At 44.5% G+C, this 22,495-nt stretch carries 23 protein-coding genes and 1 pseudogene; 18 read left to right on the top strand and 6 right to left on the bottom strand.

What is annotated here, in order from left to right; translation table 11 throughout:
• Positions 1-16 precede the first annotated feature (16 nt).
• Complete coding sequence (locus tag J4N40_RS19000) at positions 17-589, top strand: GNAT family N-acetyltransferase (RefSeq protein WP_047101443.1); 573 nt, start codon at positions 17-19, stop codon at positions 587-589.
• Positions 590-714: 125 nt separating this feature from the next.
• Positions 715-2,127: a coniferyl aldehyde dehydrogenase gene (locus J4N40_RS18995; protein WP_250654651.1), complete on the top strand. Its 1,413-nt coding sequence runs from the start codon at positions 715-717 to the stop codon at positions 2,125-2,127.
• A 175-nt stretch (positions 2,128-2,302) separates the two neighbouring features.
• Here J4N40_RS18995 and J4N40_RS18990 read toward each other — a convergent pair whose 3' ends face one another.
• A complete protein-coding gene (locus J4N40_RS18990; RefSeq protein WP_005376501.1) occupies positions 2,303-2,782 on the bottom strand; it encodes an aminoacyl-tRNA deacylase in 480 nt (159 codons plus the stop codon).
• 156 nt (positions 2,783-2,938) lie between these two features.
• Between J4N40_RS18990 and J4N40_RS18985 the strand changes: the two genes are divergently transcribed.
• The 4 genes from J4N40_RS18985 (at position 2,939) to J4N40_RS18970 (ending at position 7,931) form a co-directional block, all read left to right on the top strand.
• The gene (locus J4N40_RS18985; RefSeq protein WP_250654650.1) at positions 2,939-4,480 is read left to right on the top strand and encodes a glutamate synthase-related protein; all 1,542 of its coding nucleotides are present in this window, start codon (positions 2,939-2,941) and stop codon (positions 4,478-4,480) included.
• A 186-nt stretch (positions 4,481-4,666) separates the two neighbouring features.
• A complete protein-coding gene (katG, locus tag J4N40_RS18980; protein ID WP_250654649.1) occupies positions 4,667-6,841 on the top strand; it encodes a catalase/peroxidase HPI in 2,175 nt (724 codons plus the stop codon).
• Between the two features lie 165 nt (positions 6,842-7,006).
• Entirely contained in the window at positions 7,007-7,459 is a 453-nt protein-coding gene (locus J4N40_RS18975) for an Xre family toxin-antitoxin system antitoxin (protein WP_017820987.1), read from the top strand.
• 1 nt (position 7,460) lies between these two features.
• On the top strand, positions 7,461-7,931 hold the full coding sequence (locus J4N40_RS18970) for an RES family NAD+ phosphorylase (RefSeq protein WP_005395216.1): 471 nt from the start codon (positions 7,461-7,463) through the stop codon (positions 7,929-7,931).
• A gap of 79 nt (positions 7,932-8,010) precedes the next feature.
• On the opposite strand, the gene J4N40_RS18965 is transcribed toward J4N40_RS18970, so the two are convergent.
• Entirely contained in the window at positions 8,011-9,861 is a 1,851-nt protein-coding gene (locus J4N40_RS18965) for an acyltransferase family protein (RefSeq protein WP_250654648.1), read from the bottom strand.
• Between the two features lie 241 nt (positions 9,862-10,102).
• Between J4N40_RS18965 and nifW the strand changes: the two genes are divergently transcribed.
• A complete protein-coding gene (nifW, locus tag J4N40_RS18960; RefSeq protein ID WP_115386613.1) occupies positions 10,103-10,378 on the top strand; it encodes a nitrogenase-stabilizing/protective NifW family protein in 276 nt (91 codons plus the stop codon).
• Between the two features lie 117 nt (positions 10,379-10,495).
• Here the strand turns inward: nifW and J4N40_RS18955 are convergent, their stop codons facing one another.
• Positions 10,496-11,596, bottom strand: a complete 1,101-nt coding sequence (locus J4N40_RS18955; RefSeq protein ID WP_115386614.1) for an alkene reductase — start codon at positions 11,594-11,596, stop codon at positions 10,496-10,498.
• Between the two features lie 11 nt (positions 11,597-11,607).
• On the bottom strand, positions 11,608-11,994 hold the full coding sequence (gloA, locus tag J4N40_RS18950) for a lactoylglutathione lyase (protein WP_250654647.1): 387 nt from the start codon (positions 11,992-11,994) through the stop codon (positions 11,608-11,610).
• A 211-nt stretch (positions 11,995-12,205) separates the two neighbouring features.
• Here gloA and J4N40_RS18945 point away from each other — a divergent pair, with 211 nt between their 5' ends.
• Both J4N40_RS18945 and J4N40_RS18940 read left to right on the top strand, forming a co-directional pair.
• Entirely contained in the window at positions 12,206-12,634 is a 429-nt protein-coding gene (locus J4N40_RS18945) for a PaaI family thioesterase (protein WP_017820983.1), read from the top strand.
• A 26-nt stretch (positions 12,635-12,660) separates the two neighbouring features.
• The gene (locus tag J4N40_RS18940) at positions 12,661-13,050 is read left to right on the top strand and encodes a MazG nucleotide pyrophosphohydrolase domain-containing protein (protein WP_115386616.1); all 390 of its coding nucleotides are present in this window, start codon (positions 12,661-12,663) and stop codon (positions 13,048-13,050) included.
• 43 nt (positions 13,051-13,093) lie between these two features.
• Here J4N40_RS18940 and J4N40_RS18935 read toward each other — a convergent pair whose 3' ends face one another.
• Positions 13,094-13,969, bottom strand: coding sequence for a universal stress protein (locus tag J4N40_RS18935; RefSeq protein ID WP_115386617.1), 876 nt, complete (start codon positions 13,967-13,969; stop codon positions 13,094-13,096).
• Between the two features lie 215 nt (positions 13,970-14,184).
• On the opposite strand from J4N40_RS18935, the gene J4N40_RS18930 reads away from it, so the two are divergent.
• From J4N40_RS18930 to def, 7 genes and pseudogenes are all read left to right on the top strand, one after another.
• Complete coding sequence (locus J4N40_RS18930) at positions 14,185-15,528, top strand: magnesium transporter (RefSeq protein ID WP_115386618.1); 1,344 nt, start codon at positions 14,185-14,187, stop codon at positions 15,526-15,528.
• A gap of 290 nt (positions 15,529-15,818) precedes the next feature.
• Complete coding sequence (locus tag J4N40_RS18925; protein ID WP_181881315.1) at positions 15,819-16,361, top strand: AAA family ATPase; 543 nt, start codon at positions 15,819-15,821, stop codon at positions 16,359-16,361.
• Between the two features lie 107 nt (positions 16,362-16,468).
• A pseudogene (locus J4N40_RS18920) lies at positions 16,469-17,476 on the top strand (AGE family epimerase/isomerase); the annotation flags it as partial.
• 4 nt (positions 17,477-17,480) lie between these two features.
• Positions 17,481-17,828, top strand: a complete 348-nt coding sequence (locus tag J4N40_RS18915; RefSeq protein ID WP_115386620.1) for a hypothetical protein — start codon at positions 17,481-17,483, stop codon at positions 17,826-17,828.
• A 1-nt stretch (position 17,829) separates the two neighbouring features.
• Positions 17,830-18,369, top strand: coding sequence for a tetratricopeptide repeat protein (locus J4N40_RS18910; protein ID WP_064354738.1), 540 nt, complete (start codon positions 17,830-17,832; stop codon positions 18,367-18,369).
• 513 nt (positions 18,370-18,882) lie between these two features.
• Complete coding sequence (locus J4N40_RS18905; protein ID WP_017635325.1) at positions 18,883-19,347, top strand: ABZJ_00895 family protein; 465 nt, start codon at positions 18,883-18,885, stop codon at positions 19,345-19,347.
• 234 nt (positions 19,348-19,581) lie between these two features.
• Positions 19,582-20,088, top strand: coding sequence for a peptide deformylase (gene def / locus J4N40_RS18900; protein ID WP_017635324.1), 507 nt, complete (start codon positions 19,582-19,584; stop codon positions 20,086-20,088).
• A 72-nt stretch (positions 20,089-20,160) separates the two neighbouring features.
• Here the strand turns inward: def and J4N40_RS18895 are convergent, their stop codons facing one another.
• Entirely contained in the window at positions 20,161-20,568 is a 408-nt protein-coding gene (locus J4N40_RS18895) for a helix-turn-helix domain-containing protein (protein WP_169644070.1), read from the bottom strand.
• A gap of 84 nt (positions 20,569-20,652) precedes the next feature.
• On the opposite strand from J4N40_RS18895, the gene J4N40_RS18890 reads away from it, so the two are divergent.
• Entirely contained in the window at positions 20,653-21,156 is a 504-nt protein-coding gene (locus tag J4N40_RS18890) for a DUF2938 domain-containing protein (protein ID WP_025767821.1), read from the top strand.
• 226 nt (positions 21,157-21,382) lie between these two features.
• Entirely contained in the window at positions 21,383-22,411 is a 1,029-nt protein-coding gene (locus J4N40_RS18885) for a phospholipase A (RefSeq protein ID WP_064354739.1), read from the top strand.
• Positions 22,412-22,495: the final 84 nt, after the last annotated feature.

The raw sequence follows: 22,495 nt of genomic DNA, 5'->3' as shown, positions 1-22,495 counted from the left end.
AAAAGGAATAACATCTATGGATGAAGTCACATGCCAAGAGACGTATCAAGGAAATCACTTACAGAAGCGTTTTTCCGTCTCGCAAAGGGTCTCAATTGAGCCCCTCAACACGAAACACGCGTCCGCTTTACTAGAGGTTGTGAACACTCACCGAGAGAGCCTTGAGGGCTATCTACCTTGGACGGATTCTGTCACGAATCATAGAGAGGCCGTTAACTACATTTCCCAGCGAGTGAACAGTAACGCGCTGGATTCCCACTGGTGTGCAATTTATTTTGATGAGCAGCTTACGGGTGTTATTGGCATTAAAGGTGTGGATTCACATACGCGTGTTACTGAAATTGGCTACTGGCTTGCCAACAATGGGCGAGGCCATCGTGTGATTGATCAAGTGCTCGCAGTATTGATCCCTTTTTTGAAGCAGAAAGGGCACGCACAATTCATTCAGTTCCATTGTATGGAAGATAACATCGCTAGCATCAATATTGCTGAGCGTGCAGGCGCCACATTAAAAGAATACGTTGATCATGAGTTCGATATGCTTGACCGCTCTCAACGACTAGGCATTTATGAACTACGTTTGATGTAGTATCCACCCCAGAAATATTTTAATCAGAGTTCGAACTCTAACTTCACGAGCGCTACAATAGTAACATTGTTGCGCTCGTGTTAACTTGGGGCGTCATTGGCAGAAACTAGGCTAGGAGAAGCATCATGAACGCAATCACAGAGGTTGAAGTAGATAACTTGTTACAGCAAAGCCTCGGACGCTTAAAAGCGGCATATGCAGCCGAGCCTTATCCTAGTTTGGATGAACGTAAACAGCGCCTCGTTTTGTTAAAAAAATCTCTGCTTGAGAACAAACAAGCGCTGGTTGAAGCGTTAAGTGACGATTTTGGCTATCGCTCAGAATTTGATACCGCAATGACCGACGTTTTGCCAACGGTCTCGCATATTAATTATACCCTCAAGCGACTAAAAAAATGGTGCAAACCCAGCAAGCGCGAATCCGGCTTATTGCTCGCACCTTCTAAAGTAACCGTTCAGTATCAACCGTTAGGTGTCGTCGGGATCATTTCACCGTGGAACTTTCCTGTGATTTTGAGTCTTGCGCCTTTAGTGACAGCATTGGCTGCTGGCAACCGCGTGATGATGAAGCTCAGCGAATTTACGCCAAAAACCAATAAAGTCATCGTCGATATTTGCCGTGGGTTGTCTGAGTATGTCGAAGTTTTTGAGGGTGAAGCAGACGTCGCACAAGCATTCAGCCAACTGCCATTCGATCACCTTTTGTTCACGGGTTCTACGAGTGTTGGCCGCGCAGTGGCAAAAGCGGCAGCGGAAAACCTTACCCCGGTGACGTTAGAGTTGGGTGGAAAGTCCCCGGTGATCATTGCAAAAGATGCAGACATGAAGAAAGCCGTTGATGCTATCTTGTTTGGTAAATGCATTAATGCAGGCCAGATTTGTGTCGCGCCTGACTACGCGTTTGTACCGCAAGAACGTGTCGAAGAGTTCATTTCGCTATTCTTAAAACGTTTTGAAAAGCTCTATTTAAAATCCAACAAGAATCAAAAGCTGACCCATATTGTCAACCAACGACAATATGATCGTTTGACTGCGCTACTTGAGGATGCAAAAGCGCAAGGTGCAAACATTCATACTGTTGAAGCGTCGCCCCAAGAGGAACGACTTCTGTATCCTCATTTGGTCACGGACGTGTCGCCGAAAATGCGAATCATGCAAGAGGAGATCTTCGGGCCATTTCTACCAGTCAAGCCCTACAATGCGGTTGATGAAGCGATTGATTACATTAATCAGCGCCAAAGACCACTTGCGCTGTATGTTATGTCGGACGACAAATCGACCATCAAATATATTGTACGCCACACGCACAGTGGTGGCGTCGGCGTTAATGATACGGTTTTACATGTTGGCGCTGAAGATGCGCCTTTTGGTGGCGTTGGTGAATCGGGTATTGGGCATTATCACGGAGAGGAAGGATTCAGAACTTTTAGCCATGCGAAAACCATTCTTCACACACCGAAATGGTTGCCAAGAGCGAGCGTATTAATGCGCCGTAGGGCTATGGCGATAAAAGCGATCCAAAAGATCTTTGTTCGATAATAATTATGATTTGATTGATAAAAAACCGCCCGAATAGGCGGTTTTTTGTTTCTATGTGCTCTGAAACGCTGAGCGCCAAAGTCCGAGAAACTTCCATCGCGTGCTACCAACAAAACAAAGAAAGGCTCTTGTTGAAAGAGCCTTGTTCAGGAAATGTCGAGAGATCTTGGCAAGTTTAATGCAGAACTTCACTGCTGAATCTTAGATATCTACAGTCGTTCATCAGTTCTTTAAACGCCTTTCGGTCCAGCTTAATCAGAGTTTCATGATCGCCAGCTTCAAGGTAGACATGTTCCAAGTTTGCTAGTCTTTCATCGCAAACTGTCGACATGTGGTAAGGACTACCAATCGGTGGAATAGCGCCGTGTTCACAATCGGTGAAGAGTCGGTAAACCATACGCTCTTTCACCAAGTGGAAGGTGGCATTAAATTCGTCGTTTAATCTCGACAAACTGATTTTGTTGTTGGCAGGTAAGACCGCCATCATATGACGCCCTTCATGATCCTCTAGAATCACACCTTTTGCGATATTCATTAAAGGCACACCTGCTGCAACACCACTTTGTAGCGAGCTATGACTGTGGCTGTGATTCACGGTTTGAAAGTGAATGTTATGCTCAGTCAAATATTCATCTAATCGGGTTGCAATCGTCATATAGCCTCCACGTGTATGAGACCCATAAAAAGTATAGGTTAGTCGGGCGACAATCGCGCATTTTACTCGGCGACACTGACGCTCTTTACGCTCCTGTTCTACGCTTATTGCAAGCCAGCGAGAAAGCATGGTTAACAATAATAAATAGGGGGCAACATGAGCAAGCCAATCATCGCTGATAACAAGCCGATCAAAGTAGAGTTGAAAGCTGGGCAAGAATATTACTTCTGCCGATGTGGGCGCTCTAAAAATCAACCTTACTGCGATGGGTCTCATTCAGGAACCGGCTTAAAGCCAATGAGCTTTAGTGCGGAAAAAGACGAAGATGCCTATCTCTGCCAATGTAAGCATACCGCCAATGCTCCTTTTTGTGATGGTACACACAAGCGATTTACCGCAGAGCAAGTCGGTAAAGAGGGACCGGAACAAAAGCGAGAGAAAAGAGACAAACCAACAGCGTCTGCTACACAAGAAGAACCAACCCTCGAGTTTATCCACCAATTAGCGAGAGAAGGACTCTCTAAACTCGGTCATCATGGTCCGATGGCTGCAATGGGGGTTCCTAGGCATTTGCTACCACATTGGGATGCTATACAAATCATGGTGGCGCAAATGGCGACACAACCGTTGTTGGAAGACGTTCCTGTGTCTACCGAGTTGATTGTGGGACCAAACGCGCGTAAGCCGCTCAGACTCGCCATTCCTTTGTTGGTGTCGGACATGAGTTTTGGCGCACTTTCTGAAGAGGCGAAAATTGCACTAGCAAAAGGTGCAGAGTTGGCAGGGACTGGGATTTGCTCTGGTGAGGGTGGCATGTTACCGGAAGAGCAAGCCGCCAATTCACGGTATTTCTATGAGCTTGCTAGTGCTCAATTTGGCTACGACGAATCTAAGCTTCTTAATGTTCAGGCGTTTCACTTCAAAGGCGGGCAAGGAGCAAAAACGGGCACGGGTGGTCATCTGCCTGCAAATAAAAATGTAGGTAAGATCTCTCGGGTGAGAGGCATCCCCGAGGGACAACCAGCGATATCACCACCAACGTTCAAAGATCTTCACACTACTCACGATTTCAGAAAGTTTGCTGACAGAGTTCGTGGCATCACAGGCGGTATTCCAATTGGATTTAAACTCAGTGCCAACCATATTGAGCAAGACATTCAGTTTGCGCTTGATGCTGGGGCTGATTACATCATCTTAGACGGTCGCGGTGGTGGCACGGGTGCGGCGCCAACTATGTTCCGTGATCATATTAGTGTGCCCACCATCCCTGCATTAGCTCGTGCACGTAAGTACTTAGATGAAAAAGGTGTAAGTGACAGCGTCACATTAATCATCACTGGTGGGTTGCGAGTTCCTACGGATTTTGTCAAAGCGTTGGCACTTGGAGCAGACGGAGTAGCGATAGCAAACAGTGCGATGCAATCGATCGGTTGTGTCGCGGCTCGCATCTGCAACACCAATAATTGCCCTGCAGGTATTGCGACACAAAATGCCGATTTGAGGCAGCGTCTCGACGTTGAAAAGTCATCCCAGCAACTGAAAAATTTCTTCGAATCCTCGGTCGAGCTCATGAAAGTCATGGCGAGGGCTTGTGGTCATCACGCTCTGAGTGAATTTAGTCATCATGATTTAGCGACCTGGGATCACAACATGGCGAGGCTGTCTGGGATTAAGTATTCAGGTATGGACTTAAACTGATCTCTATCCATATTTTCTGCATATAGGTACATGTTTGATAACAATTATTTATTCGCTGAAATGTTTGAAATTTTGACTTGGCGTTAACTAAAAAAACAGTGTATGAACTACGCTGTTTGAGGTGGATATTCGATTTATTGAATAACAAAGAGTGGTTACCACAACCACGACACGAAGGAGCATTATATGAGCAAAGCAAACGGCGGTTCGGTAGGTAAATGTCCAGTTATGCATGGTGGGCAAACATCTACAGATAAGTCGGTGATGGATTGGTGGCCGAATGCCTTGAACTTAGACATCCTGCATCAACACGACTCCAAAACCAACCCATTTGGTCAGGACTTTAATTACAAAGAAGAACTGAAAAAGCTAGATGTCGAAGCACTTAAAAAAGATTTAAAAGATTTAATGACTGATAGCCAAGAATGGTGGCCTGCCGACTGGGGACACTACGGTGGTTTAATGATCCGAATGGCATGGCATGCAGCGGGCAGTTATCGTATTGCGGATGGCCGTGGCGGTGCTGCTACAGGCAACCAACGCTTTGCTCCTCTCAACTCTTGGCCAGATAACGCCAACCTGGATAAGGCTCGACGCCTTTTATGGCCAATCAAGAAAAAATATGGCAACAAACTAAGTTGGGCAGACCTGATTGTCCTTGCCGGTAACATGGCGTACGAATCCATGGGTTTTAAGACCTTTGGCTTTGCGTTTGGACGAGAGGACATTTGGCACCCAGAAAAAGACACTTACTGGGGCTCTGAGCAAGAATGGTTAGCCACAAGTGACGCTGATAACAGCCGCTACTCTGGTGAGCGAGATTTAGAAAACCCGCTTGCTGCGGTAATGATGGGTCTTATCTATGTGAACCCTGAAGGGGTAGACGGTAACCCAGATCCTCTCAAAACAGCACATGACATGCGAGTGACCTTTGCGCGAATGGCAATGAACGATGAAGAAACCGTCGCGCTCACAGCTGGTGGTCACACGGTGGGTAAGTGTCATGGTAATGGTGATGCCGCAAACCTTGGCCCAGAGCCCGAAGCAGCAGACGTTCATGAGCAAGGTCTTGGCTGGATTAATCACAAAACACGTGGTATTGGTCGTGACACGGTAACGAGTGGCATTGAAGGTGCTTGGACAACACACCCTACACAATGGGACTACGGATACTTCCACCTACTATTTAAGTATGACTGGGAACTGAAAAAGAGCCCAGCAGGTGCATGGCAATGGGAGCCAATCGACATTGAAGAACAAGACAAGCCTGTCGATGTTGAAGACGGTTCTAAGCGCTACAATCCAATCATGACCGACGCCGATATGGCGCTCAAAATGGACCCTGAATATCGTAAGATTGCAGAAAAGTTCCAAAATGACCCTGCGTACTTTGATGACGTTTTTGCTCGTGCCTGGTTTAAGTTGACACACCGCGATCTAGGACCAAAATCATGTTATTTCGGCCCTGATGTGCCAAGCGAAGATCTTATTTGGCAAGACCCAACGCCTGCAGGTAAGACAGACTACGATGTCGATTTAGTGAAAACAAAAATCGAAGCAAGTGGCCTATCCATTAGTGAGCTAGTAAGCACGGCTTGGGATAGTGCGCGTACTTACCGTGGCTCTGACCGCCGAGGCGGCGCAAATGGTGCGAGAATTCGCTTGGCTCCGCAAAAAGATTGGCAAGGGAACGAACCTGAACGTCTAAGACGTATTCTTGCGGTGCTAGAAAAAATAGCAGCAGAAGAGGGCTGTAGTGTTGCAGACGCTATCGTGCTTGCTGGGAACGTAGGTATTGAACTGGCTGCGCGTGCCGCAGGTCATGATGTTTCCGTACCATTCGCGCCAGGCCGAGGTGATGCCACCCAAGAGATGACGGATGTGGAATCGTTCGAAGTACTTGAGCCTGTTGCTGACGGTTTCCGAAATTGGTTGAAGAAAGACTACGCGGTTAAGCCAGAAGAGCTTTTATTAGATCGTGCTCAGCTTATGGGGCTTACGGCGCCAGAAATGACGGTACTTATCGGTGGTATGCGCGTTCTAGGCAGTAACTACGGCGGTGGAAAAGAGGGCGTATTTACTGACCGAGTCGGCACTTTGTCGAATGATTTCTTCGTGAACCTTACTGACATGGCATATACGTGGAAACCAGTGAGTGCTAATCAATATGAAATCCGTGATCGTAAAACCGACGCTGTGAAGTGGACGGCTACTCGAGTGGATCTTGTCTTTGGTTCAAACTCGATCCTGCGTTCGTATGCGGAAGTGTATGCGCAAGATGATAATCAGGAAAAATTCATCCATGACTTCATCGCCGCATGGACGAAAGTCATGAACGCGGATCGTTTTGACTTGCAATAAGTGAAACGATGCCCGTCGGTAGATGGGTTGATGAATAAGTAAGAGAGGCGGGCGAAAAGCCCGCCTTTTTCTTTACCTATCTTTTTACTTTGATTGTTACTTTGATTGAAAGTTAAGCTCATTTGAACCATAATAACTGGACCATATGAACCATAGGAGCTTGATATGGCAACTGCAGCATTAAAAAGCTTCAAACCGAAACAACCTCATAAAGCCAATTTCTGGTTTATGTTGGGTATTGAAGACGCTGAAACAGGTCGCACTGATGCGGTTCACAAAGGCTTTGAGCCAAAGGTGTATCGCAATATTGTTGAGCGTGTGAAGCTTTCTCAGAGTGAGTTTCAAAACGTCACATTGATACCTGTTAGCACGATCAAGCGTCGTCTAAAAAACGATGAGCGCTTCAATACGCAAGAAAGTGATGCAATCTATCGATTAGCGATGTTATTGAAACTCGCGACAGAACTGTTTGACGACGAAGAGCGCGCGTTAAAATGGATGAGAGAGAATGTGTATGGCTTAGGTGGAAAACGTCCACTTGATATGGTCTCGACCACGGTGGATTTTGAAATCGTAAAAGATTTGATCGGCCGTTTAGAGCACGGGGTATTCTCGTAATATGAAGCTCTATCGTCTCACACAAAAGAAATTTTCTGACACGCCATTCAGCCCCGTTGGCGCAAAGTTATTTGGAGGGCGATGGAATTCAAAAGGAACCGAAGCCCTCTACTTCTCTGAATCGGAATCCCTTTGCTCGTTGGAAGTATTTGTTCACGTAAACAACGATCCTGCTATCACCAAACTTTACGATTTATATCGTATTGAAATGCCAGAATACCTCATCGCCACCTTAGATGAAGAAGATCTCCCTGTGACGTGGCGAGCAATACCGGCGAGCGAGTCTACGCAGTACATTGGTGATCAGTTTCTCAATGATCCTCATCCAGAGTTTGCCGCGCTGCAAGTGCCTTCAACGATTTCACCTCGTGATAAAAACTACGTGGTGAATCCAAATCATCCCAAAATGAAAGAGATCATCAAGAAAGCCGAAAAGCTCGATTTCGCGTTTGATCCGCGCATTTTCAAATAGACGCCTAGCTTTGTCTTGTTTTAAAGCATTCAGCGCTTACCTTAGATAAGCACTGAAGCATAAAAGTTTATTCCCTTGGTTAATGTCGGTCGTAAGTGAACTGTTGCGCTTCATTTGTAGTGTTGTGGTAATGCCCAAGCACCAACTCAGCACCTTTGTAAGATAAATGGCTGTCATCCGTATACATCGCATTGTTTGCTCCAACTCTCATTCGACATACGCCATTTCTGCAAATGGCATCGGTCAAGTCGACAAACTCAACGTGCTCAAATTGCTCAAAGTAGTTCACTAACTTCGCCACGTTTTGAGGGTGATGTTGTTTGGGAGAAAAGTCGCAGGCAGACTCTTCTGTCTCGCCAAACAAACGCGCTTTCCAAAGGCATTCTCCTACCGCAAACGGTGCAGAAGGGGTTGGACCGAAAACGACCACTTCCTTTCCTTTCAGTTCATTCAATAATTTGGTTAATGATGCTTCATAATCGGCTTGTGAAAGCTCTTTATTGAAATTAGAAGAGATAACAACGCGACGAATGGAAGGGGTACTTAGAATGGTATCGACAGCCTCATTGAAGAACTGTCGGCAAGAAATTGAGCCAGCAGCTTCTAGGATGTCGACATAACCGACCGCACAGGAATCTTGAGTAAGTTGCACCACGCCAGTTGGTGTTACTTCGGATAGACGCTTCACGTAAACCATGCTGTGACTATTGCCTAACACAGCGATGGCGGGCTGCGGCGCAGACGAGCACACATCGTTAACGTTGGTGTTGCCGTTGCAATCTAAACCATAACCGTTGTTAACGCGCATGGCCTCGAAAAATGCGCTTCTTTCTGGAAAACCACCGTTTTGATGACCGATAACGCCGAGCGTTAGCAAGGGCAACGTCAACAACACAATAACCGCGGACACAGTGCGCATGCTCATGGCTTTTCGGCTACGGAACGGCTTTTCAATAAAGCGCCAAGTGAAGTAAGAAAGTACAAAAAGAGCGATAACGTAAAGCGGGATATTGACGTCTTGTGTTGTGTCCAACACGTAGCGGTAAAAGACAAATAATGGAATGTGCCACAAGTATAAGCTGTAGCTGATTAATCCGACGAACACGACCCATTTTAGGCTCAGTAATCTACCGCAGACATTGTCTTTAGAGGCAAACAAAATCACCAACGCGCTACCGATGACCGGCACCAGCAGCGTAATGCCCGCGCCATCTTGCGATTTTTCAAACAAAAGCGCGGAAGCCAATATCAAAACGATGCCAATGGTTGCTAGAGTATCGTTAGATTGAACTTGGACTTTTCTCATCACTAATGCGAGTAATGAACCGGTTGCCAGCTCCCAAGCGCGAGAGAAGATCATGTAAAAAGCGAAATCAGGATCGTTGCTCGCGTAGACAATAGTCATCAAACTCAGCACAAATACCGTGATAAAAAAAGTCAGGTAAAACGCGTTTTTGCCACGAGCGAGTAGCATGAGTAGCAAAGGAATGACAATGTAGTATTGTTCTTCAACGCCCAAGCTCCATGTGTGGAACAGCGGGTTGGCTTGATCTTCTAAACCGAAGTAATTGTGGCCTTTCAAATACAGAAGAATGTTGGATGAAGAGAGAATGGAAGACACTGCAAATTGACCAACGTCTTTGTGTGCTTGCGGCAAAAATAGCCACCAAGACATCAAATAGCTGACGGCGATCACCACCAGTAAGAGGGGGAGTATGCGACGAATGCGTCGCTCATAAAAATCACCAAGGCTGAACTTCTGGTTTTCTAAGTCGTTAATCACGATGGTGGTGATCAAATAGCCGCTGATCACAAAAAACACGTCGACGCCAATAAAGCCACCAGCGAATTGCTCAACTCCTGCATGAAACAAAATCACCAACGTGACAGCAATCGCCCTTAATCCGTCTACTTCTGCTCTGTAAGTCATATCGTGTTGCTCCAACATTCCGTTTAATGAAGTAGAGCAAAATATGAACCAGAAATAATGTTTATTTAAATCAGTACCTTAAAGTGATTGTCAAAATGAAAATGCTAGGTGGGTTAACGAATTCCCAAATTGAATTTCAATATGGAAACCCCATAAAGAATGATCTTAAGAAGAGCTAAATCAAAGAACGTAAAGCGCGAGGCACTTAGACTTCATTGAAAATGATTACGCTAAAGAAACGATGACAGAGAATACGATTCAGGAAAAAATTGCCAGCTTTACTTGTATCGAAGAGGCTTTGGATTACTTCGACATCGAGTTTGATAGCCGATTTATCGAAAACAACCGAACCGAGTTGGTTAAGAGGTTTAACGGCTACTTAATCCTCACTAAACCGGATGATTGGTTTTTAGGTCGTCGTGCTTTAAAGAATGCTTACTGTAAAGTACAACGCCGTTTGCTCAGTAAAACGACGCGCTCTGCGTGCCGAGGTTGTACATCTTGTCAAAGACGTTAATTCTGGTGGCTTGCCTAAAAAGAACCCTGCATCTTGGCGTCACAGGGGGAAGAGCAAGGTTCTTTTGGGTTAGCTATTGGTTTGTCGCGAGTTGCGAATCAGCTTTACGTAGATGAATTAACCCGCGTGATACGCAGGGTAGTCCACTAAGCCTTTTTCACCGCCGCCGAACAATGTGGCAGGGTCATGTTCTGCCAGTGGATAGCCATGCTTGATGCGGCTTGGTAAGTCTGGGTTTGCAACAAACGGACGGCCAAAGCCAATCATGTCAGCTAAACCACTTTCGATCGCGTGTTGCGCCTTTTCAGCGTTGTAACGACCGGCATAAATCAGTGTACCTTTGTACGCCTCACGAACTGCGGTTTTAAAGTTGTGCGGAGTGTCTGGCGCGTCGTCCCAATCTACTTCTGCAATGTGAATGTAAACCACATTGAGTTTATCAAGCAGCGCTGCAGCGGCGGTGTAGGTTTCGACTGGCGTACTATCAACGGTGCCATTTAACGAAGTGAATGGTGCAAGACGAACACCAACACGCTCAGCGCCAATAGCTTGCGTCATCGCTTCTATCACTTCACCAAGAAAACGCAGACGGTTTTCAATAGAGCCACCGTATTCATCGGTGCGGTTATTCGCTTCAGAATCGATAAACTGGTTAACCAAGTAGCCATTCGCTGCATGAAGCTCGATACCATCGAATCCGGCTTCTATCGCGTTTAGGGCGGCTTGGCGGTACTCTTCAATAACGTTCTTGATGTCTTGTTTGGTCATTTCACGTGGCTCAACCACGTCGACAAAACCCGGTTCGTCTGTGCCGTTATCGACAAATACTTTCACGTTTTCTGCTTTTAGCGCAGAAGAAGAAATAGGTTGCTCACCGCCAATGTTATCAGGGTGAGTCACGCGACCAACGTGCCACAATTGCGCGAAGATAGTGCCGCCATTCTCGTGCACCTCATTAGTTACCCTTTTCCAGCCAGCAATTTGCTCTGGGCTGTAAATGCCTGGTGTCCATGCATAGCCTTGACCCATTGGCGAAATTTGTGTGCCTTCAGCAACGATTAGGCCCGCTTGAGCACGTTGAGCATAGTAGGTCGCCATCATATCGTTAGCGATATTACCTGGTTGAGAAGCACGAGAGCGCGTCATCGGAGGCATAACGATACGGTTTTTTAATGAGAGAGAGCCAAGTTGAATGGGTTGAAATAATGCGTCTGTCATAGGAAACCTCGTTATTTTTGAGTTTGGATGAGTTCGATTTGGTAACCATCGGGATCTTTAATGAACGCGATGTGAGTTTCTCCGCCTTTCATTGGACCTGGCTCGCGAGTAACGTTGCCACCAAGCGTTTTAATTTTTTCGCAAGCGGCGTAAATATCTTCAGACCCCAGTGCCATGTGTCCGAATGCGTTACCCAAGTCGTAACTGTCGGTATCCCAGTTATAAGTTAGCTCGATGGTCGCGCCATCTGGTTGATCAGGGTTACCAACAAACACCAGTGAGTAACGGTATTCTTGGTTTTCAAAACGATCCAAAACACTCATTCCCAGAACTTTTGTATAAAATTCGATAGATTTGTCTAGGTCAGCTACACGGATCATCGTGTGGAGAAGCTTCATAAGTCGCCTTTTCATAACGTTGCGTAATCACTATGCAAACCATATCGCCACTCTAAATAAACTGGAAATTATCGTTAATTATTAAAATGATTATTTAGTGTTATGAAAAGCGAGGTTGCTGGCCCTGCAACATGCAAACAAAGATTACTCGCCGTTTCTTTTTAATTGTTGGCATATGCTAATTACTCTTTTGAGAAACCGAGTAACTATCATGTCCACAAACAGCTACTGTCATTACACTCACGAGTCTCATCATCAATGTGCGGTTTGTTCTTCAATTAATGTGAATCCGAACTCTTTGGCCGTGAACTACCAATACCTAGCCGATGGTTCTGTTGTCGGAGAGTTTCACGTTTTACCGCGTCATCAAGGTTACACAGACCTGTTGCATGGTGGTATTGCCAGTTCGCTTCTCGATGGTGCAATGACGCATTGTTTGTTATCTAGAGACATTCAAGCCCTTACGGCGCAGTTGGATGTGCGCTACCATGCACCTATTCAGTTAGATGATCGAGTCACGATTACTGCACACTGTGAAGGTGAACGACGCGGTATATATCAACTGGTGGCTCAATTGCGGGTCAATAGCGAAGTTAGAGTGACGGCTAAAGGGAAGTTTATTCGTCCTAAAAAGGCATAAATAAAAACGTGTTCTACGGAGAGGCAATGAAGAAATTTGATGAGCTGTATGCAATTGCGACGAGAAAATCTCAATATGACCAAACCAACACTTGGTTTAAAGGCGTAGAGACTTATCTGGAGGCCATTGGCAAAGAAGTTGATGAAGTCCGCGAAGAGATTCGTGAGGATCGCCTTTGTCATTTGGAAGACGAGTTAGGCGATGTGTTGTGGAACTATCTTAACGTATTAAAAGCGCTGGAAAGAGAAAAGGGCATAGATCCTGAGAAAGTACTCGAAAGAGCCTGCAACAAATACGATCAGCGTGTATCTGCGATTGAGTCGGGACGCAGTTGGGATGAGATAAAACAGCAGCAGAAACAAGCCTTGAACGCAGAGTATGAAGCCGCGCAGTTAGAAGATGTAAAGAGCCAATAACTGCGCTTGGTATTGAAAGGGTTGGTTAATAGGGAATACCTAGTCAGCCCTTGGAACTGTTGACCAACAGTAGGTCACAAGGTGGTTGATCAAGTAACGTGTCTACAGTGCTGCCAGACCAAAATTGAGATGACATGCTTCGTTTACATGCCCCCATAATCAAAATCGCCGCTTGTGATTGCTTAACTGCTTTTGGTAACGCCGTTTCAGGGTTTCCTTCCGGTAATAGTAATGGAACTCGCGTTAACTTTTGCGCACTAATAAAATCTGTAATGCCTGCTTTTTGATTGCTTAATATCTCTGCACGATAGCGAGAGAGGTATGGTGCGACGTATCGGCAGTAAACGAGCGTCATTTTCCCGCTTAAGGTTTGTTCTAATTTTGAGCCTCGCGAGACGATGGCTTTATCTACTATCGACTTTTCATCCCCTCGATGAAGTGGGTCGATTGCACAAAGCATGTTGGCGTGAGAAGGCCATGACCGCTCACTCAGTAGCAACAAGTCGCAATCTTGTTGTGCTAGTTCTGTGAGCATCGTTTGAATCTCGTGTTTGTTAAAGTGTCCCACGAGCAGTAAGTCAGTGTGGTCAACAAGTCGTTTCGCAACTTGCTCAACCCAATGGCTCCCTTTGAAATGCTCGTAAGAGAGCGTTGGTATTTCAAGCTCTTCTTCTTCACAAAATTCGAAAATTAATGCGTTGAACTTTAAGGTCCAAGCTTCAAACTCAGCTTGTCTTTTTTCTATATGGTCAGAGTTGAAACTGAGAAAATGAGCGAATGCGTGATCTTCACTTCGGCGATGGTCTTCCACTAAAACTACAATAGGCTGGGCCAGCGCTGTCGAAAATTGAATCACTTTACGAAGCACCTTACGACTTGGTAAGGCGGCCTGCTGAGTCAGAAAAAATACAGGTGCCATTGATTACTCCATTATCAAACAAGGCGAATGAGCCTGACACACATTCAAGTCTATACCATGAACTGATGCAGAGGCGTTTTGTTTCTGCGAGCGAAATATAAATTCCGCAATTAAGTCAACTATCGCCTAGAATTTTAACATCAAGAATTCATGCCTTCGGATAGCACATATCGTCAATGCGGCGAATGTGGTAGTGAAAGCTATAGGTAAAAGTAATGATAGATTCCAACCAATTGCAAATTAACCGCAAAGTGCCACATTTGCTTGCTGAGATCATTAAAGCGATAGAATCGACCGAAGACTTGAGCTTTTTGAAAGACTATCAAGAAGCACAGATTGCGAACATTTTGGAGTCGGTCAACATTGCTTACCGTAAACGTGTCATAGAAGCAGTGCCGCCTGAGAAGTATTGGACGGTATTAAATTTGCTCCGATACGACACCGCCAAGCACATTCATCAATCACTCAATAAAGACTTACAACATGAACGCTTGACGTACATAAAGGATTCAGAACTGATCATCTTTGCGGACTTTCTACCGACCGAGTTTGTAGATGAATACCTTATTGATCAAAGTGAAGAGTCTGTCGCGCATATCCAACAAGCATTGTCGTATGAAGACAACAAAGTTGGACGTTATGCCGAGCCTCACTTTCTGGTCGCAAACCCTAAAAACAGCGTAGGAGGCATCAAAACCGAGCTGCTAAAACGCGGGCAAAGTCCAGTGCGGTTGATTATTGTGCGTGATGCAAGTGGTGTGATTGGTACGATAGAGCCGCAAACCCTGTTGCTGCACGAGAATCATATCAAACTTACCGACTTGACCGTAGTTACGCCAATTCTAGAAGATATTCAAACGATTCAAAGCGTCAGCAAACAAGTCTCGATTGATGGTGGAGCACATTGGTTTCCTATCATGGCTGGTGGCAAAATTATGGGCGTCTTGTCGATGGCGACCATTGCGATTACGTTGCGCGAACTCAGCCTACAAGCCGTAGTGGCAGAAAACGTACGAAGCGAAGAAGATTTGTTCACACCATTAAGCGTGGCGACAAGGCTAAGAGCACTTTGGTTGGTGATTAACTTGCTGACCGCTTTCGTAGCCTCCGCCATCATTGGGCTTTTTGATAATGTGGTCGAGCAGGTCGTTGCGCTTGCGATCTTAATGCCTGTCGTGGCGAGCATGGGCGGCATCGCGGGTAGCCAAACCTTAGCGGTGGCCATTCGAGGTATCGCACTAAACCACTTGCACCAAAGTAACTTGAAGCTATTGGTGAATAAGGAATTAAAAATCGCCACCATTAATGGTTTAATTATGGGATTGGTGATCGCGGGTGTCGTTTATATGGTGTTTGATTCTTGGCCATTGGCACTTATTATTTGCTGTGCCATTTTCCTCAATAGTTTGGCGGCCGCGGCATCGGGTACGTTGATACCATTCACGTTGAAGAAGTTTAACATTGACCCCGCCGTGGCTGGCTCGGTAGTATTGACGACCGTTACCGATGTCGTCGGTTTCTTTGCGTTCTTAGGCTTAGGTGCCATTTTCTTGATATAGATATCCAATTGACGTGTTAACCAGCAGAACCAATCGCACCATTTCCTAACCCAATATTTTGGGTACGTTTGGTTCGCTCAAAATTCCTCCGTTTTCCATAACCGATGAACACGTCGTTTCGGTTCTTACTTTGTATATCTCTTCACTGCCCAGTTCTATTCCCCCAAATTTCCCACTACCGATCTCGCTTAACGCTGGCGTGCCAAATGCCAATTTCAAACGCCAGATGATGCCCATTTTCTTGGCTGTATACGCATTACTTCACTCAAACAAAAAATAAGGAAACAATTTTGAATAAACTCATCGTATTCACTGGTGGTCCCGGTGCAGGGAAAACTTCGGTAATCGAACAGCTAAAAACACAAGGCTTTATCTGCGCGCCAGAAACCGGTCGTCACGTGATACAAACGCAGGTTGCCAATCACGGTTCAGCATTACCTTGGAATGACAAACAAGCTTTTCGAGACGAAATGATGAAGGCAGAAGTGAGCAATTACCGAGCTTTCAATGTCCACCAAGGGAATGTGTTTTTTGATCGCAGTATTGCGGACGTATATGGCTACAGTAAGTTGGAACAACTGCCAATCTCGCATGAGCTCATCACGCATTGCCAGACGCTTCGTTATCATTCTCAAGTGTTCATTTTTCCACCTTGGGCATCGATATTCAGCAACGACGAAGAGCGAAAGCAAGATTTTTCTGAAGCGGTGGCTACGTATCAACAGATGGTCAACGCTTATCACAAATTTGGTTATCAATTGATCGAAGTGCCCAAAATGTCAGTCGAAGACAGAGTAGCGTTTATTCGCGGCTCAGTCATCGAACGAGGCTGAAAGATGATTGACGCAAACAAATGCGTAAGGCGATTGTGAGCACGACAACAATATGCGTAAAGGGAGTTATTTATACTGGATAAAATTCAATAACTTAATTGAGCATTATGTCTTTTAAATATCTTACCTTATTGCTCGCAACGATGAGTATGAACAGCTTTGCTGATGTAGGCCTGCCTTCGGGGGATGATTGGTTAAACCATGTGACGAATGGCCTAGCCCCATATTGGATGATGGAAAGCGCGCATGGGCAACCTGCGGGGAATTTTCCGACTTTTCGTTGTGATAACGGTGTCATTCTCGACCCACAAAAGCCGTGTGAAGAATTAAACAAAGGGTGGATTAGCCCGCACTTCGATCGCGAGTACACCCGCATGAAATCGCGCCAAACTTACGCTTATGGCGTACTTTTTCATCTTACGGGTGACAAGCAAGCATTAGAGCTGGCAAAGAAAGGGGCTTATTACCTGATTGATCATCAACAAGATGAGAAAAACGGCGGGTTTGTGAGCTTTACGCGTAGTGGGAAACCGGGGATGGAGTGGCAACAACGAACTTCTCAAGACCAAGCTTACGCCTTAGTGGGTTTGGCGATGTACTACTACTTGACTCAAGATCCAAAGGTCGAACAAGCGCTTATCGACCAGCAAGCGTTTATATTTAAACAATACCGACGAAGCGATGATCGCGGTCTGGCTTGGGTTTTGAAAGACGGTGATGGGGAAAGTGCGAAGCAGCAAGAGCTAGTCGCTCAACTTGACCAAATTAATGGCTACCTGTTGTTAACGGCGCCATTTTTACCAGAACCAGCGCAAGCCAAGTGGAAACAAGATCTGGAGTGGCTGACGCAAGTGATGCTGGATAACTACCACTCCGACAAAGAGCAGCGCTTTTATGGCGCGATACACCACAAAGCGGTAATGATGCCAGATGCGAAACACAATGATTTTGGACACACCATCAAAGCGTATTGGATGACGTATCTCACTGGTCAGTTGTTGGAGAATTCCAATTGGACAGAGTTTGGCTTCAAAGGAATGAAACACACACTTAAACAAGCGCAATACCAGCAAAACTTTGAGCAAGTCAAAGCGCGCTTCTCACCAGAAAGGCAGAGCTATGCTTCTCTTTGATATTATCCGACAAAACGTTAGAGTACTAGCTAATCGAGTACACAATGCAAATCTAGAATCATCTGGCTGCATTTTGATTGTTAATGTGAAGTATTTGAAAGTCGAAAGGGAATATGGGAAAGCTCCTCAAATATCTAGAGTTTCATTAGCAAGTATAATTTCTCAAGAAGACAAGTATAACTTTGATTCGAGTGCTTATGTTCGTGGTCAAATTGCCAATATGTGTGAAGCTAGTGCTAAAGCTCCGATCAATACAAAGTTTCAAATTGTAAGCGGTCAGTATGACGATTCATACTCGACAGCAGTCTTGTTTATCAAATGTACATGGGAATAACATGAGAATTGTTAACGTTTTATTCGTAGTGCTCCTTGTTACGGCATGTAACGATACTACGTCAAAGTTTGAGGCAACTAAAACGACAGAAAGCCTCCTAACTAAGAACCGAGAAGCTCCAGAGCAGTTGTACAGCGAAGCAAATAAATTTTATGAACAAGGTGATGTGCAAGGAGCAAAGTCTTTATTGATCAAAGCTATCGAAGTGGATGATGTTCATAGTAAAGAGCTTTTAGGGGTAATCCTTCTGAAAGAGCCAAAAGTCATGGATGTTAAGCGGGGCTTTTCTTTAATCTCAGAGGCTGCTGATGATGGGTTGGCTAGTGCACAATTTTATTTAGGATCATGTTTGTATGATGATGGCTGTGGTTTACCTGAAAATAAGGTGCTTTCAGCCTATTACTTGACGCAAGCGTTAAATAATGGTGAAGGTGGTGCACAAATGCTACTTGGATTTCTAGATGAAGAAATAGGTGACACTGCGATTGATCAAAAAACATATGCGGTAGAGCTGAATCGCTATATAGAACAACTCAATTAATATTGCGGCTTAATGTTTTATAGGGTTTTAATCGAACCTCAAACAGAGAGTGCTGGACTTCTACAAAGCAGTAGAAGCCACAGCGAATCTGCAACAATAATCGAGTGTGTAATAGAAAATAAAAAGCCGTCAGAACCAACTGGTTTTGACGGCTTTTTATTCTATGACAGGTAGAGGATTCAATTTTCAGCGCGATAGGTCCATGAAAACTTAAGTGAGATTCCAATCACGTCGCATAATCTCACTAGTGTCATTGGAAATAAATGAATTGTTTCTGATACATAGAACGTATTAACATGGTTGCACTAGGCCCATATGAGTAAACTTATTGAATATACAATTTGAGAGAGAGGGTTTAGTTTTAAAAAATAACAGTTAGTTGGAATCTAGGTTAAATGAAAATAAAACTATTTAAAAAGCTACAAGTTGTATTTCTTGTGGTGTTGTTTCTCTAGGTTGTCCAAGCGGAAGCATGATCTAAAACGCTTATTTTATTCAAATAAATGGAAAGAAATGAAAGTGGAATTAAAAAATAACTATTCAGAATCAGAAATAAACCAGCCACCATCGGTACTTCTTGTTACGTCTCTGTTGTGTCTGGCGTCCGTTTGTTGGGCTGCATTGCTGTTGGCCATTGAATATATTGTTGGGATAGAAATGAGTGGTACAGGCTTTCTTAGCACGTTAATCCCAGCCATGAGTGTTGGTTATTACTTCGGCTACAAGACTGGAGATGTAATGCCATCAAAAACAAGATGGTATGCTGTTTTACTGTGGACTTTAGCAAGTTTGGTAGTGTTCTCTCTTATCTTAATGTCGTTAGATATTTCTCCGTTTTATTTATTATCTGAGCTCGGTGGGGTAAGTATTTTTATTGCTATCATAATGCTAATAACGATTGGCATCGCCTACTTAATTTTAAAAAGTGGTGAGAAAATGGCGATTAGAGTATTACTCAAAGCCAAGGAAAGTCAGTAGATAAAATACAACAAACGATTCAATTAGGATCATGACAAGACGCCAGCCATAATGTGCTGGCGTTTTAGTTTCCTGTTTGTAGGATTTTTTGTCTAAAAGGCAACCCCATTTATTGTGTTGTCGTTTGAGTTAATGGTTTATGCCTTGTACGCAAGATAGCTTAGCAGGTTTATGTATCGAGAAACGTGTGTATAATTCGCCACGAATTACGATTTATAGATATGAAAGGTAAGTATGGCAGTCCTCGAAATTCTCTCCATTCCAGACCCAAGGCTTAAAGTAAAAGCAGAAAAAGTCACTGATGTATCGACAGTACAAACGCTGATAGACGATATGCTAGAAACACTTTACGCAACGGGCAATGGTATCGGTTTAGCTTCAACCCAAGTAGGCAGAAAAGAGGCGGTTGTTGTCATCGATATCTCTGACGAACGCAATGATCCTTTAATCTTGGTTAACCCAGAAGTGGTGAGCGGAGAAAACAAAGCACTTGGTCAAGAGGGATGCCTCTCTGTTCCTGAGTACTACGCAGATGTAGAGCGTTACACGTCAGTTGTTGTTTCTGCACTAGACCGTGATGGCAACCCGATTACAATCGAGAGCGATGAGTTCTTGGCGATTGTGATGCAGCACGAAATTGATCACCTATCTGGTAACTTGTTCATTGATTACCTTTCACCGCTGAAGCAAAAAATGGCGATGAAAAAAGTGAAGAAGTACGTAAAAGCGAAAGCTAAGTAATATGAAAGGAAGTAACTCACAACCGCGAGTTACTTCCTTTTAAATCAAGAATAGGAAGGTAGTGAGAGCGGTTTATCTCTGTTTTTGGGGGACATAACGCTTTACGACCTTCATAAGCTTCTGAAATGAAGAACAGTCCATATGTGACTCATGAGGGCAGGTGGCAACATGGTTTAGGCTGTCTCGCACCGCTTTCAAACGTTTTATTTGCTCATCAATCTCAAGTGCCTTTTTCGTTAGTAAGTCACGATCGATATATGGCTTTGAAACTTCTGATTGATTCAACATTTCTGCCATTTCGTTAAGCGATATTCCAGCGATACGCCCCAAACTAATTAAATTGAGTGTATTGAGTACCTCTGATGAATATTGGCGTCTCAATCCATTCCTTCCTATCGAGCGAATTAACCCCAGCTGTTCGTAATACCTGAGCGTTGAAGTCGGCAATCCTGATTTTCTAACCACTTCTGCAATATCCATATTATTCCCCATTGACTTCAAGTTGGCTTTAAGTTGTAACATGCAACTAAGACCTTAACAAATCAAAAACTTGAGGAGAGAAAAATGCTGCTTTTAATGGGATTGCAAGCTGTGCTAATAGGGATTGGTGCCACTTTGATAATGGATTTATGGGCATGGTTACAAAGGAGAGTGTTTGGTATTCCTTCATTAAACTATGCGTTGGTTGCGCGCTGGGTTTTGTACATGCCCCAAGGAAAGTTTATGCATGCGCCAATTATGGCGTCAGAGGCGATGCCGGGAGAAAAGTCACTTGGCTGGTTTTTGCATTATGCCATCGGCGTTACTTTCGCTTTGGCTCACGTTACTGTTTTTGGTCATCATTGGTTGGTAGAGCCCAGTCTAATGCCCAGCTTAATTACAGGCGTGGTAACGTTGATCTTCCCATTTTTGGTCATTCAACCTTGTCTAGGATTTGGTTTTGCTGCGAGTAAAACCCCAACACCTTGGAAAGCCCGTTTTCTTAGCACATTGGCGCATTTGGGTTATGGTTTGGGTTTATTCATAGCCGGGTTTGCAATCAAAGTTACGAGCCAGTATTTTGCATAGAGAACATGAGCATCATGCAAACGAGTGGTTTTTATCTATGATGCTCAACTCTTGGTTGTTTTTTGCGCTTTGATCATAGTTGACCGATATGTCTAAAGTCTGTTGCATTTATCCAAGACGTAAAGTCGGCGGACATTTAACATTGCCTTAACGTCAGAATGGCAAGCGGTTTACCAAGAAAAACTAAAATTATCTGGTTTGACATAAAGAATATTAAGGGTTTCAGATGGCTTCAAAAGTGGCAGGGATATCAATACTGAGTTTATTGGCAGCGCCAGTTGCGATGGGAGAAACAGCCAGTGCTTATGATTTATGTTTGCTAGACAAAATAAAGCAAAGCAAAGGTGAGGAAACCATAAAGAGCATTCGCGTGCAGTGTGAGCTTGACACAGTAACCAGCACAGTGCCCGCAGATCCAGAAATTGAAGAGCCTGAAGAACTTCAGGAAAGCTTGGTCGACAAGCGTTTGGAATCAGAACGAGAAAACGCGTTCGAACCGTTTAGCCTAGTCGCGCATCGCGTTAACTATATTCTTCCGTTTACGTACAGTGATCGAGTAAATAAACGCGCGTATGCCGACACCAAATACGGCGATGAACTGCGTAAGGAAGAGGCGGAGTTCCAAATCAGTTTTAAAGTACCAATGAACTATGATGACTTGTTGTTTGATGGCGATGGTCTGTTTTTTGGAATGACTCTTAAATCATTTTGGCAGGTATACACGGGTGCAGCATCTCGTCCATTCCGTGAAACCAATTATCGTCCAGAGCTTTTTTACTACACCCCAACTGACTGGATACCACTTGATGGTTCGACTTGGTTAGGTTTTGGTATTGAACATGAGTCTAACGGTCAGAGACAGGAGCTATCGCGCAGTTGGAACCGTGTCTATGCCAACGTAACCTTTGCAAAAGACAATTTTGCGGTTTCTATCCAGCCTTGGTGGCGTATACCTGAAGATGAAAAGACATCGCCTAATGATCCCAAAGGTGATGATAACCCGGATATCGAAGACTATATGGGACACTTTGAGCTATCGAGTGCTTACAAGTGGAATGGTTACGAGTTTACCTTTTTAGGTCGCCAGAACTTTCAAACACATAAGGGTTTTGCAGAACTGGGTGTGTCATTTCCGATTTGGGGCAAAGTTCAGGGGTACGCACAATACTCAGCGGGTTATGGTAAGAGCTTGATCGACTATGATCATAATCAGCAGCGGATTGGTGTTGGTATTGCAATCAACGGTGTTTTGTAGTTTTTCGTAGATGGATAGAAATTAACACTGGCAATTGAAATTTCAATATTTAGAATGCGAGGCTGAAATTGATTTCTAACCTAG

The organism is Vibrio sp. SCSIO 43097 (genome assembly GCF_023650755.1).
In the GTDB taxonomy this organism is placed as follows: domain Bacteria; phylum Pseudomonadota; class Gammaproteobacteria; order Enterobacterales; family Vibrionaceae; genus Vibrio; species Vibrio alginolyticus.
Note: the sequence above shows the minus strand (reverse complement) of the source record. Positions and strands in the feature narration are given on the sequence as shown.

Coding starts and splice junctions, on each gene's coding strand:
- J4N40_RS19000 (WP_047101443.1), top strand. CDS start 17: ATGGATGAAGTCACATGCCAAGAGACGTATCAAGGAAATCACTTACAG.
- J4N40_RS18995 (WP_250654651.1), top strand. CDS start 715: ATGAACGCAATCACAGAGGTTGAAGTAGATAACTTGTTACAGCAAAGC.
- J4N40_RS18990 (WP_005376501.1), bottom strand. CDS start 2,782: ATGACGATTGCAACCCGATTAGATGAATATTTGACTGAGCATAACATT.
- J4N40_RS18985 (WP_250654650.1), top strand. CDS start 2,939: ATGAGCAAGCCAATCATCGCTGATAACAAGCCGATCAAAGTAGAGTTG.
- katG (WP_250654649.1), top strand. CDS start 4,667: ATGAGCAAAGCAAACGGCGGTTCGGTAGGTAAATGTCCAGTTATGCAT.
- J4N40_RS18975 (WP_017820987.1), top strand. CDS start 7,007: ATGGCAACTGCAGCATTAAAAAGCTTCAAACCGAAACAACCTCATAAA.
- J4N40_RS18970 (WP_005395216.1), top strand. CDS start 7,461: ATGAAGCTCTATCGTCTCACACAAAAGAAATTTTCTGACACGCCATTC.
- J4N40_RS18965 (WP_250654648.1), bottom strand. CDS start 9,861: ATGACTTACAGAGCAGAAGTAGACGGATTAAGGGCGATTGCTGTCACG.
- nifW (WP_115386613.1), top strand. CDS start 10,103: ATGACAGAGAATACGATTCAGGAAAAAATTGCCAGCTTTACTTGTATC.
- J4N40_RS18955 (WP_115386614.1), bottom strand. CDS start 11,596: ATGACAGACGCATTATTTCAACCCATTCAACTTGGCTCTCTCTCATTA.
- gloA (WP_250654647.1), bottom strand. CDS start 11,994: ATGAAGCTTCTCCACACGATGATCCGTGTAGCTGACCTAGACAAATCT.
- J4N40_RS18945 (WP_017820983.1), top strand. CDS start 12,206: ATGTCCACAAACAGCTACTGTCATTACACTCACGAGTCTCATCATCAA.
- J4N40_RS18940 (WP_115386616.1), top strand. CDS start 12,661: ATGAAGAAATTTGATGAGCTGTATGCAATTGCGACGAGAAAATCTCAA.
- J4N40_RS18935 (WP_115386617.1), bottom strand. CDS start 13,969: ATGGCACCTGTATTTTTTCTGACTCAGCAGGCCGCCTTACCAAGTCGT.
- J4N40_RS18930 (WP_115386618.1), top strand. CDS start 14,185: ATGATAGATTCCAACCAATTGCAAATTAACCGCAAAGTGCCACATTTG.
- J4N40_RS18915 (WP_115386620.1), top strand. CDS start 17,481: ATGCTTCTCTTTGATATTATCCGACAAAACGTTAGAGTACTAGCTAAT.
- J4N40_RS18910 (WP_064354738.1), top strand. CDS start 17,830: ATGAGAATTGTTAACGTTTTATTCGTAGTGCTCCTTGTTACGGCATGT.
- J4N40_RS18905 (WP_017635325.1), top strand. CDS start 18,883: ATGAAAGTGGAATTAAAAAATAACTATTCAGAATCAGAAATAAACCAG.
- def (WP_017635324.1), top strand. CDS start 19,582: ATGGCAGTCCTCGAAATTCTCTCCATTCCAGACCCAAGGCTTAAAGTA.
- J4N40_RS18895 (WP_169644070.1), bottom strand. CDS start 20,568: ATGGATATTGCAGAAGTGGTTAGAAAATCAGGATTGCCGACTTCAACG.
- J4N40_RS18890 (WP_025767821.1), top strand. CDS start 20,653: ATGCTGCTTTTAATGGGATTGCAAGCTGTGCTAATAGGGATTGGTGCC.
- J4N40_RS18885 (WP_064354739.1), top strand. CDS start 21,383: ATGGCTTCAAAAGTGGCAGGGATATCAATACTGAGTTTATTGGCAGCG.